The sequence below is a fragment of the Thermosynechococcus sp. QS41 genome, assembly GCF_031583515.1.
In the GTDB taxonomy this organism is placed as follows: domain Bacteria; phylum Cyanobacteriota; class Cyanobacteriia; order Thermosynechococcales; family Thermosynechococcaceae; genus Thermosynechococcus.
Map to the genome: position 1 here is coordinate 1,709,124 of NZ_CP134181.1, position 14,270 is coordinate 1,723,393.

A 14,270-nucleotide genomic window follows, 5' to 3' on the forward strand; every position below is an offset into this window, starting at 1 on the left:
TTTAGGCGAGGCAGCCTGCTTACAAGCATTGCGCCCCTAATCGCAGGAATGGAAACGCAGTTTTGAGTGGTGGAAAAATCCTGCGATTTTAAGGGGGCAACGGTGCGCTGGCAGCAACAACAGATCCTCAGCTGGTAAGACGAGCCCCTCGCAATTGCTGGGCGGCGGCCACCATGTTTTTCAGTGAGGGAATCACTTCCTCCCAGCGACGGGTTTTCAGACCGCAGTCTGGGTTAACCCAAATCTGGTCACTGGGTAGATGGGCGATCGCAGTCTCCAGCTGCTGAACCATCTGCTCAACAGTGGGAACTGCCGGACTATGAACATCATAAACACCATTGCCCACCTGCTGTTGATAGCCGGCATCAGTAATTTCAAACAGCGTTTCATTGTTACTGCGGCTATTTTCAATGGACAACACATCTGCATCTAGGCGCTCGATATGTTGAATAATGTCGCCAAACTCCGAATAGCACATGTGGGTATGAATTTGGGTTTCTGGCTTAGCCACACCAGCCGCCAACCGAAACGCATCGACGGCCCAAGCCAAGTACTCCTGCCAACGTTCCGGCTTGAGGGGTAATCCTTCCCGTAAAGCGGGTTCATCAATCTGGATAATCTTTGCCCCAGCAGCTTCTAAATCGGCCACTTCATCCCGTAGAGCCAAGGCAATCTGCATCGCCTGTTCGCTACGCGGAATATCGGTGCGGGTAAAAGACCAGTTAATCATTGTTACCGGCCCCGTCAGCATACCCTTGACGATTTTTTGTGTCAACGATTGCGCCACCTTAAACTCTCGCACCGTCATTGGCTCGGTTCGCGCTACATCCCCATAAATAATGGGTGGACGCACACAGCGACTGCCATAGCTTTGCACCCAGCCGTGTTCAGTAAAGACAAAACCAGTGAGCTTCTGGCCAAAGAATTCCACCATGTCGGTGCGTTCAAACTCGCCATGCACCAATACATCTAGGCCAATTTCTTCCTGCAATCGAATGCATTTGGCAATTTCAGCATCAATTGCTGCTTGGTACTCAGCAAGGGTGATTTCTCCGCGCTTGAGCTTCACCCGCAATTGCCGCACTTCTGGGGTTTGCGGAAAAGAACCAATGGTAGTTGTCGGAAAGAGCGGTAAGGTGGGCTGCAGTTGGCGGCGTTGTTTATAGGGCATAGCCCGTTCCAGATCGTTGACGGTTAAATTGCGCAACCGCTGTTGTACCACTGGATTCACAGGCCTAAATTCCTTAAAGGCCTGCCACTGGGCTTCAATCTCTGCCAATTGGGGGTGCTGGGCAAGGGCTTTGGGACTCTCCTGCAGCGTCTGTGCCAATAGCACCACCTCATCCAACTTTTGTTCGGCAAAACTCAACACCCGCCGCAATGGCTCTGGTAACTTCACTTCTCGTGCTGCATCGTAGGGGACGAATTGTAAAGAGGCTGAGGGGTGCAACCGGATATTAGTTGTGATACCCTGAATCGCTGCTAAGGTTGACACGACAGGTTCTGGGCAAATTTTCCAAATGTTTCGGGCATCCACAATACCCACTCCCAGCTGTTTATCCCTTGGGAAACCATACTGCTGCAATAATGCCAAGTTCTGCCCACGGGTAAAATCTAGACTAATGCCGGCTACGGGCAACGTCACCACCCAAGGATAGGCAGCGCCGAGATCATCAAAGTAGGTCACTAGGTAAATCGGCAAGCCAACTTGACAGAGCGCATCAAATGTTGATTCATACAATTCCCTGAAGTTGTTGGTGTCCCCAAAAACCAAGGCAGGTTCGTGGATTTGTACCTCAACCACCCCTAGGTTCTTCAATTCAGCCAACAGGATAAGATAGCGCTCCACTAGGCAAGACAACGCTTCCTCTAGATTCATCTGCAGCCGACTCAGCCGTAGCAGGGTTAAAGGCCCTAGCACCATGGGAACGGCGCGATCGCCCAAGACCCTTTGGGCGCGACCAATGATGCCCAGAAAATCACTAAAGTCCGCTGCCTGAAGAGGCTGACTCATTTCGGGAACCAAGTAGTGATAGTTGGTGTCAAACCATTTGGTCATCTCAAGAGCTGGAATCCTCTCTTTGCCACGAGCCATTGCAAAGTATTGCTCCAGCCCTGTAAAGGCTTGATACCGCTGTGGGATGAGGCCGAGGCGGACACTCCAGTCAAGGACGGGATCGTAAAAACTGGTATCGCCAACGCCAATGCGATCAATGCCAGCCTGCAGTTGCGTTTGCCAATTTGCCAATTCAATCTCTTGAACTGTTTGTAGCAAATTTTCTTGATTGTATTTGCCATTCCAAAAGGCTTCCAATGCCTTTTTCAGCTCACGATTTTTACCAATGCGGGGGTAGCCTAGCGTTGCAGTTTGAATGGTCATTGTTGCAGTACCCTGAGTTTTGACAGTTCTCTCAATAGACAAAGAAAGATAGCTGTTTTCAGCCCAACAAGCAGTACACTTCCAGCATCATCAGCAGAACCTAACGTGGGTCACTGCAAGAGCAACCCCTTGTCTAAGTGCTTGTAGGTGCTTGAAAATCTCCAAAATCACTTGTGCTACAGCAACGGCAGCAACGTTGCGAGAAAAGGGCGGTAGGGGGGTTCTTTACCTAGGCAAATTAATGAAAATTGAAGCATGAAGAACATCATCTGTACCTCGCAGATGTTGGCATAACGACATTCACAACTCGGCGGGCATTCTGACTGAGAGAGTAGTGCCTCTCATCACAGCTGCGGGACAGCGGCAGATTTGCACTGCACTTTCCCCCTTGCGTCTGATGGCTGATCCCCACCAGAACCGAGTGAGTACATTCAAGGCTAACACAAGTTATGAGTTAAGGGTAAGAGCACGGCGGTCTATTGGTATGAAAAGCTGCCCCTAGGTTGACTGCTGCCGTTATTGTGCAACTGCTGAGGCTAAAATGAGAAATAGTTATCATTTTTCTCAGCAGCGTTCTTCTAGGTAAATATGCCCTCCGCCTGCCAGCCTTTACCGGCTTCCCTCGATCGCATTGTTCAGCGGTTCCAACAGATCTCAGATCCAAAGCGGCGCTATGAATACTTACTGAGCTTTGCAAAGCGCCTGCCGCCATTTCCTGAGGAGCAGAAGGTTGCCGCCAACCGCGTACCTGGCTGTGTCTCCCAAGTGTACGTGATGGCCTCTTTAGAGCAGGGCAAGGTGATTTTTCAGGGGGATTCTGACGCTCAAGTGACGAAGGGATTAGTGGGGCTATTGGTTGAAGGGTTGAGTGGGTTGACACCTGCAGAAATCCTCCAGTTAAAACCTGACTTTATTCAGCAAACCGGACTGAATGTCAGCTTAACCCCCTCGCGAGCCAATGGCTTTTACAACATTTTTCGAACGATGCAACAGCAAGCCCTAGCCTATCACTTGGCCGAGACTTCGTGTCACACTTAAAAATCTCAGCTGATGGGACTACAGCAGCAAAAGCTGGGCTGGGTGCTAGAGAACACCCTTACGAAGGAGGATAATCCTTTAGTTGTAGGATGACGCAACAATCCCCGCAACGGGGACACTAAGCTTCGTTTGCGGATTTAGCACTCGTGCTTGTACCCCATATTAGAGAAGGTATATACTTAGGAATAACAACTCGAATAAATAAAGCACAAATAAGAATTAATATTTGTAAAAGCAAATTTTCTCCGGTTTCTACCTGTAAACGGAAGAAATCACATAAAACTGATAATTTATCAGTTGATGAAATACCGCCAAGCATAAATTCTCCAGCAATAAAATCGCATCTGTGAAACTTACAGCCATTTTGAATAGCAGTTTTGATAAAGAAGTAGTCTGCGCCAACTGGAAATCTATAGGAATAGTATCCTAGTTGCCTATGAAGATCAGTTTTAATTAAAGTGCCAACAGCATGGGAAGATATGTAGGCTCCGGCTGAAAACAAATACGGTCTTCCCTTATTAGGACGCCTTAATCGTTTACCTACCCACACATGTGCTGATAGTATATCTGCTTTCGTAGAGCAAGCAGCTTTTCTAAACAACTCTATTGTATTCTGTTCTAGTACATCTCCAGCACCTAAAACAAGATAATAATCTCCATTTGCAATTTTAAGTGATTTATTGATTGCATGATATAAACTAAAATCTGGTTCTGATATAATTTTTATATTTAAGCCCTTTGTAGACTGAATAATACTAATGGTACTATCAGTTGAAGCACCATCTCCAATAATCCATTCAAAGTTTTTATCCGTTTGATCTTGAAGGCTTTTAATGGTTCGAGTAATCGTATCTTCGACATTGAGAGTTGCCGTAATGATTGATATAAAAGGATAGGTCATAATGAGTTAACCTCTAGCTACTGCCACTGAATCTCGGCATCTATTGCATTCACTGCCGATGTCAGTTTCTCGATGAGTTGTTCAACAGACAAGGCGCCGACATCTCCCGCTGCACGGGTGCGGATACTCACGGTCTCGCTTTCGACTTCCTTGGCACCCACAATGCCCATCACAGGAATTTTCTGGGTTTCAGCATTGCGGATTTGTTTACCTAGGCGATCGCCACTGCGATCCACGCTCACGCGCACACCCTGCTCTCGCAGTTGAGCGGCCACACGTTCGGCATAGGGGCGTTGCTCATCCCCCACGGGCAACAGGCGCACTTGCTCTGGTGCCAGCCAGAAGGGGAAATCCCCTGCGTACTCCTCAATGAGAATGCCAATGAGCCGCTCCAGCGAGCCAAAGGGGGCACGGTGAATCATCACCGGTCGGCGGCGGGTATTGTCCTCAGCAACGTATTCCAAATCAAAGCGCTCAGGCAAATTGTAGTCCACCTGAACCGTTCCCAACTGCCACTCGCGACCGAGAGCATCCTCAAAGATAAAGTCTAGTTTCGGCCCATAGAAGGCGGCCTCCCCAATCCCCAAGAAATGCTCCATGCCCAACTGTTCTACCGCTCGCTGAATTGCTGACTCCGCCTTTGACCAAGCCTCATCGGAGCCAATGTACTTGTCGGATTTGGGATCGCGGAAGCTCAGCCGTGCCTTGAATTTATTTAAACGCAGACAGCGAAAGACCGAGAGAATGAGATCAACCACATTCAAAAACTCGGCATCCAACTGCTCCGGCGTGACAAAAAGGTGGGAGTCATCAACGGTAAAGCCCCGCACCCGCGTCAAGCCCCCCAATTCCCCGGACTGCTCATAGCGATAAACCGTACCAAACTCCGCCAACCGTAGGGGCAAGTCACGGTAGGAGCGCAACTCACTTTTATAGATTTGAATGTGGAAGGGGCAGTTCATTGGCTTGAGGACAAAGCCCTGCTCGTTGGCTGCCGCCTCAGCATCTTCGGCCATCAGGGGAAACATATCCTCTTTGTACTTTTGCCAGTGGCCAGAGGTCTTAAATAGATCCACACGGGCAATGTGCGGACTCACCACCGGTAGATATCCCCGCTTCATTTGCTCTTTTTTGAGAAACTCCTCGAGGGTTGAGCGCAGAATCGTTCCCTTAGGAGTCCACAGGGGTAGCCCTGGTCCTACAGGATCAGCGAAAATAAAGAGACCCAGCTCTTTGCCCAGTTTTCGGTGGTCACGGCGCAGGGCTTCTTCTTTGCGGCGTTTATATTCCGCCAGTTGTTCTGGGGTTTCCCAGGCGGTACCGTAGATGCGCTGCAGTTGGGCTTTGGTTTCATCGCCGCGCCAGTAGGCACCGGCAACACTTTCAAGGGCGATCGCCTTGGGGTTAATCTCGCCCGTATTTTCAACGTGGGGTCCTGCACAGAGATCCCACCACTCATCCCCCAAGTGGTAAATCGTAATTGGCTCCTCGATGTCTTGGAGAATTTCCAGCTTGTAGGGTTCCCCTAGCTCGCGGATGCGGCGCTCGGCCTCCTCACGGGTCACTTCCTCGCAGATCACCGGCAACTTGCGCTTAATGATCTTGACCATCTCCTTTTCAATGAGCTTCAAGTCTTTTTCGCTGAAGGGTTCGGGGTGGTCAAAATCGTAATAAAATCCACTCTCAGTCCAAGGACCAATTGTGACCTGCGCCTTGGGAAACAGCTTCTGGACTGCCATTGCCAAAATATGGGACGTGGTGTGGCGAATACGCTTGATCCGCTCCGATTCACTGGTTTTGGGAAGGTGGATAGGGGCAGCAGCAAACTCTGGCATAGGGGCTGATCTATCTAACAAATCTTTCATCCGGCTGAGACTTCTATTGTGACATTCTCCTGCCCTCAAGGGTGGGTCTTTGACCCCAAATTTTTGGGTTCAGGGACGCTTTGCCGCAGTGTAAGGCGAGTGGCCAACTCCAAAAGATAGGGCTATGCTAAGGTTGAAATCACGTAGTGGTCATGCCACTGCCGCCCTCTATTCACAATCTCTTGCTATAGGAATCTTGTATAGAATGGAGTGTTTCCGTGACTAGCCGCAAAGTCCTTGTCATTGATGACAGTAAAGTAATCCGGATGCGCGTCCGCGAGATGTTGCCAGAGGGCGACTACGAAATCCTTGAGGCCAAGGATGGCCGTGAAGGTCTGCAACTCATTGAGCAGTCTGAGCCGACGTTGATCATGCTGGATTTTCTGCTGCCGAAGGTGAGCGGCTGGGAAGTTTATCAAGAATTGGAGAAAAATGATCTCCTTGGCGCTATCCCCCTCGTAATTATGTCAGGGCGCAAGGAAGAGGTCACCGAGAAGCTCCAAGAACCCTTTGAGTGGTTTGAGTTCATTGAGAAGCCCTTTGAAAAAGAACAACTCGAAGCAGCAATTCAAGAGGCCTTTCGCAAAGCCCGTAAGCCCAGACCCGTCAAAGCAGCAGCTCCTGCGGAAGTAGCGGCTCCCGTCGCTGTGGATCTCACCCCCGTCTATGCCAAACTGGCCGCCCTTGAAGGTGCCATTCAAGCTTTGCAGGCACAATCTGTCAAGGCAAATGACTTTGCTCAACTTCAAGCAACGGTTGCGCAACTGCAACAGCAACCAGCGGCAACAGGTAGTGGTGGGGATGAGAATCGCCTCGCCGCTTTGGAAGCGGAAAACCAGCGGTTACACCACGAGGTCGAGCAACTGAAGCGAGCCATTCACCAAATTGTGACGGCATTGCGGCGATTGCAGGGGGGGCACTAAGCTACTGCCACTCAATTTCCCGGCGACCGGCAAGGGCACGGGCAAGGGTCATTTCATCGGCATAGTCGAGATCACCGCCCACCGGTAGGCCAAAGGCAATGCGAGTGACCTTCACAAAAGGCCGCAGCAGCTGCCCCACATAGAGAGTGGTCGTTTCCCCTTCAATACTGGGGTTGATGGCCAAGATCACCTCTTGCACCTGCGGTTGGCTGGCGCGCTGAATCAGAGGTTGAATGTGCAGGTGTTCGGGGGTGATGCCCTCTAGGGGCGAAATGAGTCCGCCCAAGACATGGTACTTGCCGTGGTACTCGCGGGTTTTTTCAATGGCAATGACATCGCGGGAATCAGCCACCACACAAAGGAGATGATTGTCTCGCTGGGGGGAGGCACAGATGTCACACACGGGTTCGGCAGAGAGGTGAAAGCACACGGAACAAAGCCCCACCTGCTGTTTCGCTTCAAGGAGAGCTTGCGCCAAGGCTTGAATATCAGCCTCGGGACGTTTGATCAGGTGAAGGGCAAGACGTTGGGCGGTTTTGGGGCCAATGCCCGGCAGGCGTTGCAACTGCTCAATGAGACGAGCAAGGGGACGGGTATAGACACTACTCATGGGGCAGCTAGGCAGACACAACAGCGGCAAGGGGGGCGATCGCGCTCAGGCGCAGTTTGGGATGATCTGCCATTGTCTGTTGCAGATTCCACTCATTCTTAAAGAGCAGCACCGGCCGTCCCCAACTGTCTTTGACGGTGACAGCATTAAAGATGCGGCCAATGGCTGCAAGGGCTTCCCAACCATCCAGTACCCAGCGCGCAACGGTATAGGGGAGAGGGTCAAGACGAGTTTCCACACCGTATTCGTTTAATAGGCGAAACTGCACCACTTCAAATTGCAATTGGCCAACTGCCGCCAGAATCGGTTCTCGTTTCGATTCATCGGTAGAGTACATGATTTGCACGGCACCCTCTTCCCGTAGCTCATTCACCCCTTTTTGGAAGGATTTGAACTTGGAGGGGTTGGGGTTGCGCAGATAGGCAAAGAGTTCTGGGGAAAAACAGGGAATGCCTTCATATTCCAATTTGGCGCCGACATAGAGGGTGTCGCCAATGGCAAACATGCCTGGATTATTCAGGCCAATCACATCGCCCGCATAGGCCGTTTCAAGGGATTCGCGACCTTGGGCAAAGAGTTTTTGGGGACGAGAAAGGCGGATGGTTTTGCCGGTGCGAGCATGGTTGACGGTCATGTCCTTCTCAAATTTGCCGCTACAGACCCGCACAAAGGCGACGCGATCGCGATGTTTCGGATCCATATTGGCCTGCAGCTTAAACACAAAGCCAGTGAAATGCTCCTGCGTCGGATCAATCGCCCCGCGATCGCTCTTGTAGGCCATGGGTGGCAACGCATAGGTCAAAAAGTGCTCCAGAAACAGGCGCACGCCAAAGTTGGTCATGGCACTGCCAAAGAAGACGGGAGTCATTTTTCCCTGATGCACCAAATTGAGGTCGAGTTCAGCACCAACCCCATCTAGCAGTTCCAGTTCGTCCTTGAGTTGGTGATATTCCAAGCGATAGGGCTCAATGTAGGCGTCAATGGCCGGATCGCCAAGGGCAAGGATGGTTTCCGCCGCAGCACGACTACCGTGGGTCGTGCGCTCAAAAAAGTGAAAGTTGCGGCGCACGCGATCATAGACGCCGCGAAAGCGATCGCCCATTCCTAGCGGCCAGTTCACAGGATAGGGAATCAGCCCCAACTCCTGTTCAATTTCATCAATCAGTTCAAGGGGTTCCCGCCCCGGCCGATCCAGCTTGTTGATGAATGTAAAAATCGGCAGACCCCGCAGTTGGCACACCTCAAAGAGCTTACGGGTTTGGGGTTCTAGACCCTTGGCCGCATCCACCAGCATCACGGCATTATCAGCCGCCGCAAGGGTGCGATAGGTATCTTCACTAAAGTCTTGGTGGCCGGGGGTATCCAAGAGGTTAATCTGATAGCCTTGGTACTCAAACTGCAAGACCGTCGAGGTAATCGAAATCCCCCGTTGTTGCTCCATTTCCATCCAGTCAGAGGTGGCCTGCCGCTGTGCCCGTCGTGCTTTGACGGCTCCCGCCTCGTGAATAGCCCCACCGTAGAGCAGTAACTTTTCCGTCAGCGTCGTTTTCCCGGCATCCGGGTGAGAGATAATGGCGAAATTACGACGTCGTTTCACCTCTTGGGTGATTTCATGGTGCAAGTCACTGGTCATGGCAGAATTTGTAGCAGCTTTCCTAGTGTAACAGATGGACTTTAATGACAATTAATAATGGTAATAATTCGCCGCTGATTCTGGTCACCGGGGGCGCGGGCTATATTGGCAGCCATACCGTTTTGGCACTGCAGCAAGCCGGCTTCCAAGTACTGATTTTAGATAGCCTTGAGCGAGGGCACCGCGATTTGGTCGAGTCTGTTCTTAAAACAGAACTCATTGTGGGTCATATTGGCGATCGCTCCCTCTTAGATTGGATTTTTCAAACCTATCCCGTGACGGCAGTAATGCACTTTGCTGCCTATATTGAAGTGGGCGAGTCTGTCCGCTCCCCCGATCGCTTTTATCAAAATAATGTTTATGGTGCCCTGACCCTCTTACAGGCGATGGTGGCCGCCGCGATTCCCTATTTTGTCTTTTCCTCCACAGCCGCCGTCTATGGCTTGCCCTCAGAGGTGCCGATTCGCGAAACCTGTCCCTGTGCTCCCATTAACCCCTACGGGCGCTCCAAGTGGATGGTGGAGCAAATTGCTGCCGATATGGGCAGGGCCTACGGCCTCAAGTCGGTAATTTTCCGCTATTTCAATGCCGCAGGCGCCGATCCCGACTCCCGCTTAGGGGAAGATCACCATCCAGAAACCCACTTGATTCCCCTAGTGTTGCAGGCGGCGATGGGACGACGCCCCCACATCTGCATTTATGGCACAGATTACCCTACTCCCGATGGCACCTGCATTCGCGACTACATCCATGTCGTGGACCTAGCCCAAGCCCATGTGCTGGGATTAAAGTACCTCCTGAGTGGCGGCGACTCGCAAATTTTTAACTTGGGGAATGGCCAAGGCTTTTCGGTGCGGCAAATTATTGAAGCCGCTCAGAGGGTCACAGGTTGTTCGATTCCAGTCGTTGAGGGCGATCGCCGAGCAGGAGACGCCGCAATCCTCGTTGCCAATAGCGATCGCGCCCGTCAGATTTTAGGTTGGCAGCCGCAGTACCCTGACATCGAGCAAATCATTGATCACGCTTGGCGATGGCACCAATACCGCCACGGATCAGGCACGATTGTGGCAATATATAGCTATTCCAATCAAGAATGAGACATTATCCAGCACAATACTTGCGAATCACCTCATCCATAGAACGGTTTGACCCTGCATACCTCCGCGCTCGCTTCAGCCCACTCACTTCAGCCCACTAAAGTCATGCTCAACCACATTCAAATCAGGAGAGGATTTCGGTAAAAATAACACCGCGTGACCCGCCGCTTTTACCACTGCCTGCATCCCCCCTTGGGGATGAATCGGTGCATTATCCATAATCAACTAATCAACAGCGATGGTCTCTCTAACGCCGGCAAACAGTATTGACTCAGCCAGCTCACAAACCCTCACCCATTCAAATATCCTGAAAACAGCATTGGGGCGATAAAGTCTTTCTGGTGTCTATACCGTCTTGCCACTAAACGCTCTACTTTTCTGACACTTCCCAACTCTCCATCAATCCGTTAGCCTCGCGCTGACCGCCCCTACTCACAGGACACCTGAGAGTCAAACGCTGTCTCATCATCCGACACAGCCTGAAATATAGGGGATGATTGCGGCAACATAGACAAGAGACCTTCTGTGAAAACCACTATGGGTTGTAGCATTCTCCTTTCCTTTGTGGGTCATCAAGATCCGTACTCTGAGAAAACCAACCAAGAAGGCTCCATTGTTTCACTGGCAAAGTTTTTAGCCCAACAGCAGCCGATCAAACGGGTTCTATTGCTCTACACAGAAGACTTTCAACAACGGGCGATCGACACCAAGGACTGGCTTCACAGTGAGCTGCAAATTGGCGAGGAGGCAATTCACCTAAAAGTGGTCAGCAGGGAACTCTCCGCAGACCCAATTAACCCTGTCATCGCCGTCCAAGAGGCCAGGCGCGCACTACACCTAGCCAAGTATTATCAAGGCTCCAACGACTGGCTAGAACTGAATGGTTCCTCTGGTACCCCCGCCATGAAAGCGGCTTGGGGCATTTTACAGGCGATCGAGACGCAACACCGACTCCGGCTATGGCAAGCCCGCAATCCCCAAGAAATTCGACCAGGTCAAGAGCGAATATTTGCGGTGGACTTAAATGTCTTTCGCCAAGCGTTAGATCGTCAAGGGATTCAACAGCAGTTGGATAGTTATGACTACCAAGGGGCTGAAATTTCCCTCAAGCATAGCTCTATTGAGGCTCCTCTGGCCTTAGCACTGATTCGCTATGGCAAATATCGCCTTGCCCGCAACTACCACCAAGCCTTTGATGCCATCAACCCCTACAAAACTGAGATTGAAAAGCTCTGGTTTCAGGAAATCGCCCAACTGCGGCAGAACAATCGCCATGCTCTCTTTCGGGACACTTACTTTCAAGTTGTTGGCCTATTTACGGTGGGGCGCTATGCAGAAGCCCTAATCTTGGCCATGAGTTTGTACGAAAACTTATTGCAATACTTTGTACAAGAGACGGTGGGCCTTGGCATTACAACTGATGGGGCAACGCGAGAACGCAGCTTGAACTTGCTGCAACACCACGATCAGGGTCGACTTTGGCAATACCTCAGAAGCTACCAGCGCAAAAATGGCGATCGCCTGTTCCTTGATGTCGTGACGCGGGAGCTTTTGCTAGCAGTTTTAGAGTATGACTCCCAAACAACGGATCTTGCTCCTCACTTCCAGCGGATCGAGGCCTACTATCAGCAACGCAATAACGTTGTCCATCAACTGGCAGGACTGGCCAAGGTTGAAGATACGCAGGAAAAGGTGCTGAATGCCCTGAAACAGATATTAAGCAAAGTGTTGCCCGAAAAGCAATTGTCTCGCGATCCTTTCAAGGCCTTAAACTGCGTGATTGTCACTCACCTATCCCGCTGAAGCGACTCCATTAGCCTGATAAGGATTTTGTGCCACGATTGTGATGACCTCAAATCCCCCGCGATCGCCCCTCAGGTGATTTTCAAAGCCACGCGGATTGGGTAATTGATTATTAGGATCGTAAACAAAACAAATCAATTTTCTAAAACTCATTTCACTATGGCGGTACGCTTCAAGGTCTATTGCTAATTCTTTAAATAACCGATTCCGCCCTCCCTGTGCTGAGACTACCTTGACCTCAATTGCAACCTTCTCATCAACAAGCATAAAGTCAATCAATCGACCATGGGAGTAGGGCTGAGGAATAGGGTACTCCCGTCTAATATCCGAGTTGGGAAACGTACTTCTCAAGAGCCTTTCAAGGACAACTTGCACATCTTTCTCTTGGAAATTACTGGGAAGCTGTGAATGCGCTCTACTGTAGAAATTGCGACATAGATCAAGAATTCGCTCTAGGGATTCTCGCTGGAAGTGATCTAAACTGACCTCTGTTTCATCTAAAGACTACAAGCAAAAAGCCCACCCCGAGAGGCAGGCTGACCCATTCCATGAGTTATTTGTTCTTTCTAACCGCACAAGGGCTGCTGAAGAACGGATATGCCTAAGAGCGCAGCGACGACCTAGAGGCTATTCAAAAAGCCAATCAGACCGTGACCCGTAATCACTTCCAAGGCCAGCAGGGAGATAAAGCCAATCATGGCCAAGCGACCATTGAAGAGTTCTGCATAGGGAGTAAACCCAGCCTGCGGCTCACTCATCACGTACATTTTGGGTTCAATGGCAAAGTTGTTCATTTTGCCTTGTTCATCAATAATGCTGCCACTTCTCATTTTTGTCCTCCGTTTGTTACAAAGTGTTTCATGTTCTTAATATAACTTAACACTTCTGTGGGGGAATGGCAAGGGGTAACGGATTTTCTTAAGATTTGCAGTCTCTTCGGTTGTTCTTTGCGGTAAAAACACGGTTTCAGCACGCCAGTGTGCTAAAGATTGGGGTGGGAATCGCCCACTGGTATTCATGAGCCGCTTCTCTTTCCTCGGTTTTCACCCCTTCAGACGCCAATTACCCCGAGATCGGTCGGGCGTGGCGAAGTTTTTGTTGCAACCGCCGCAATGGTTACGTCTGGCGCTGCGTTTGCGTGGCTCGGTCATTCCGGCCATTCTTTCGGAAGTGCTCTTTTGCGGTGGCTTTGGCGTCTTGGTGACGGTGATCGACCTTTATGTGATCAATGTCCACTGGCCAGTGCTAGGCAGTCTCATTCCCTCGATTGTGCTGGGGTTGCTCCTCGTCTTTCGCACCAACACTGCCTATGAGCGCTTTTGGGAAGGTCGCCGCCAGTGGGGCAACATTGTGAATAATTCCCGCAGCCTAACCCGCTTGATGTGGACTGCCATTGACGAAAATAGTCCGGAGGATCACCAAGCCAAAATTGATGCCGTTCATTTAGTGGGGGTGTTTGCGATCGCCACCAAGCAACACCTGCGAGGAGAATCCTTTGCCGAATTAGAACCCCTGCTCAAGCCCCATCAATACAAAGAGCTACAAACGGTGCAAAATGTCCCCTTGCGCATTGCCCTGTGGATTGAGGACTATCTGCACCACCAACACCGCTGTGGCTCCCTGTCCCTGTACCAACTCACTTACATGGATGAACTGCTGGTGCAATTGGTGGATGCCATGGGTGCCTGTGAGCGAATTTTGAAAACACCGATGCCCCTTGCCTATGCCATTCATCTCAAGCAGCTATTATTTCTCTATTGCTTGCTGCTACCCTTTCAACTGGTGGATAACCTCGTGTGGTGGACAGGCCTAATGGTGGGACTCATTGCCTTTACCCTCTTTGGCGTTGAAGAAATTGGCATCGAAATCGAAAATCCCTTTGGCCGTGACCTCAATGATCTGCCCTTGGATGCAATTTGCCTAACAATGCAGCAGAATATCAATGACCTCATTAGTGCGCCGACCCATGGCCATCGCTCCGCCCAGCCCTTTTCTTAACCGATCCTTAGGGGTAATTGAT

Annotated in this window: 12 protein-coding genes, 1 pseudogene and 1 riboswitch; of the genes and pseudogenes, 5 read left to right on the forward strand and 8 right to left on the reverse strand. The window is 50.6% G+C overall.

The window, feature by feature from the left end; translation table 11 throughout:
• Positions 1 to 127: 127 nt before the first annotated feature.
• Positions 128 to 2,380 carry a 5-methyltetrahydropteroyltriglutamate--homocysteine S-methyltransferase gene (gene metE, locus RHJ80_RS08410; protein WP_310800769.1) on the reverse strand — a complete coding sequence of 751 codons (2,253 nt, stop codon included), beginning with the start codon at positions 2,378 to 2,380 and terminating at the stop codon, positions 128 to 130.
• 291 nt (positions 2,381 to 2,671) lie between these two features.
• A riboswitch (cobalamin riboswitch) is annotated at positions 2,672 to 2,817 on the reverse strand.
• 151 nt (positions 2,818 to 2,968) lie between these two features.
• On the opposite strand from metE, the gene RHJ80_RS08415 reads away from it, so the two are divergent.
• On the forward strand, positions 2,969 to 3,418 hold the full coding sequence (locus RHJ80_RS08415; protein ID WP_302676115.1) for a SufE family protein: 450 nt from the start codon (positions 2,969 to 2,971) through the stop codon (positions 3,416 to 3,418).
• A gap of 118 nt (positions 3,419 to 3,536) precedes the next feature.
• Here RHJ80_RS08415 and RHJ80_RS08420 read toward each other — a convergent pair whose 3' ends face one another.
• Both RHJ80_RS08420 and thrS read right to left on the reverse strand, forming a co-directional pair.
• Positions 3,537 to 4,319 carry a glycosyltransferase gene (locus tag RHJ80_RS08420; protein WP_310800770.1) on the reverse strand — a complete coding sequence of 261 codons (783 nt, stop codon included), beginning with the start codon at positions 4,317 to 4,319 and terminating at the stop codon, positions 3,537 to 3,539.
• A 17-nt stretch (positions 4,320 to 4,336) separates the two neighbouring features.
• The gene (gene thrS / locus RHJ80_RS08425; RefSeq protein ID WP_310800771.1) at positions 4,337 to 6,154 is read right to left on the reverse strand and encodes a threonine--tRNA ligase; all 1,818 of its coding nucleotides are present in this window, start codon (positions 6,152 to 6,154) and stop codon (positions 4,337 to 4,339) included.
• Positions 6,155 to 6,402: 248 nt separating this feature from the next.
• On the opposite strand from thrS, the gene RHJ80_RS08430 reads away from it, so the two are divergent.
• On the forward strand, positions 6,403 to 7,107 hold the full coding sequence (locus RHJ80_RS08430; protein WP_310438214.1) for a response regulator: 705 nt from the start codon (positions 6,403 to 6,405) through the stop codon (positions 7,105 to 7,107).
• 1 nt (position 7,108) lies between these two features.
• Here the strand turns inward: RHJ80_RS08430 and recR are convergent, their stop codons facing one another.
• Entirely contained in the window at positions 7,109 to 7,717 is a 609-nt protein-coding gene (recR, locus tag RHJ80_RS08435) for a recombination mediator RecR (protein ID WP_206199797.1), read from the reverse strand.
• Positions 7,718 to 7,724: 7 nt separating this feature from the next.
• The gene (locus RHJ80_RS08440; protein ID WP_310743677.1) at positions 7,725 to 9,350 is read right to left on the reverse strand and encodes a peptide chain release factor 3; all 1,626 of its coding nucleotides are present in this window, start codon (positions 9,348 to 9,350) and stop codon (positions 7,725 to 7,727) included.
• 44 nt (positions 9,351 to 9,394) lie between these two features.
• Here RHJ80_RS08440 and galE point away from each other — a divergent pair, with 44 nt between their 5' ends.
• On the forward strand, positions 9,395 to 10,447 hold the full coding sequence (gene galE / locus RHJ80_RS08445) for a UDP-glucose 4-epimerase GalE (RefSeq protein WP_206199799.1): 1,053 nt from the start codon (positions 9,395 to 9,397) through the stop codon (positions 10,445 to 10,447).
• 4 nt (positions 10,448 to 10,451) lie between these two features.
• Here galE and RHJ80_RS08450 read toward each other — a convergent pair.
• Positions 10,452 to 10,818 (reverse strand): annotated as a pseudogene (locus RHJ80_RS08450) (transposase); the annotation flags it as partial.
• Between the two features lie 166 nt (positions 10,819 to 10,984).
• Between RHJ80_RS08450 and RHJ80_RS08455 the strand changes: the two are divergent.
• Positions 10,985 to 12,250, forward strand: a complete 1,266-nt coding sequence (locus tag RHJ80_RS08455; RefSeq protein ID WP_310800772.1) for a hypothetical protein — start codon at positions 10,985 to 10,987, stop codon at positions 12,248 to 12,250.
• Here the strand turns inward: RHJ80_RS08455 and RHJ80_RS08460 are convergent.
• Together RHJ80_RS08460 and RHJ80_RS08465 are read right to left on the reverse strand one after the other, a co-directional pair.
• Positions 12,239 to 12,625, reverse strand: a complete 387-nt coding sequence (locus RHJ80_RS08460; RefSeq protein WP_310800773.1) for a hypothetical protein — start codon at positions 12,623 to 12,625, stop codon at positions 12,239 to 12,241. The two genes, RHJ80_RS08455 and RHJ80_RS08460, sit on opposite strands and share 12 nt — an antisense overlap.
• A gap of 245 nt (positions 12,626 to 12,870) precedes the next feature.
• Positions 12,871 to 13,080, reverse strand: coding sequence for a chlorophyll a/b-binding protein (locus RHJ80_RS08465; protein ID WP_302676119.1), 210 nt, complete (start codon positions 13,078 to 13,080; stop codon positions 12,871 to 12,873).
• Positions 13,081 to 13,267: 187 nt separating this feature from the next.
• On the opposite strand from RHJ80_RS08465, the gene RHJ80_RS08470 reads away from it, so the two are divergent.
• Complete coding sequence (locus RHJ80_RS08470) at positions 13,268 to 14,248, forward strand: bestrophin family protein (RefSeq protein WP_302676120.1); 981 nt, start codon at positions 13,268 to 13,270, stop codon at positions 14,246 to 14,248.
• Positions 14,249 to 14,270: the final 22 nt, after the last annotated feature.

Excerpts from the sequence above, each read along its gene's own strand:
- metE (WP_310800769.1), bottom strand. The coding sequence starts at position 2,380 with ATGACCATTCAAACTGCAACGCTAGGCTACCCCCGCATTGGTAAAAAT.
- RHJ80_RS08415 (WP_302676115.1), top strand. The coding sequence starts at position 2,969 with ATGCCCTCCGCCTGCCAGCCTTTACCGGCTTCCCTCGATCGCATTGTT.
- RHJ80_RS08420 (WP_310800770.1), bottom strand. The coding sequence starts at position 4,319 with ATGACCTATCCTTTTATATCAATCATTACGGCAACTCTCAATGTCGAA.
- thrS (WP_310800771.1), bottom strand. The coding sequence starts at position 6,154 with ATGCCAGAGTTTGCTGCTGCCCCTATCCACCTTCCCAAAACCAGTGAA.
- recR (WP_206199797.1), bottom strand. The coding sequence starts at position 7,717 with ATGAGTAGTGTCTATACCCGTCCCCTTGCTCGTCTCATTGAGCAGTTG.
- RHJ80_RS08440 (WP_310743677.1), bottom strand. The coding sequence starts at position 9,350 with ATGACCAGTGACTTGCACCATGAAATCACCCAAGAGGTGAAACGACGT.
- galE (WP_206199799.1), top strand. The coding sequence starts at position 9,395 with ATGACAATTAATAATGGTAATAATTCGCCGCTGATTCTGGTCACCGGG.
- RHJ80_RS08455 (WP_310800772.1), top strand. The coding sequence starts at position 10,985 with ATGGGTTGTAGCATTCTCCTTTCCTTTGTGGGTCATCAAGATCCGTAC.
- RHJ80_RS08465 (WP_302676119.1), bottom strand. The coding sequence starts at position 13,080 with ATGAGAAGTGGCAGCATTATTGATGAACAAGGCAAAATGAACAACTTT.
- RHJ80_RS08470 (WP_302676120.1), top strand. The coding sequence starts at position 13,268 with ATGAGCCGCTTCTCTTTCCTCGGTTTTCACCCCTTCAGACGCCAATTA.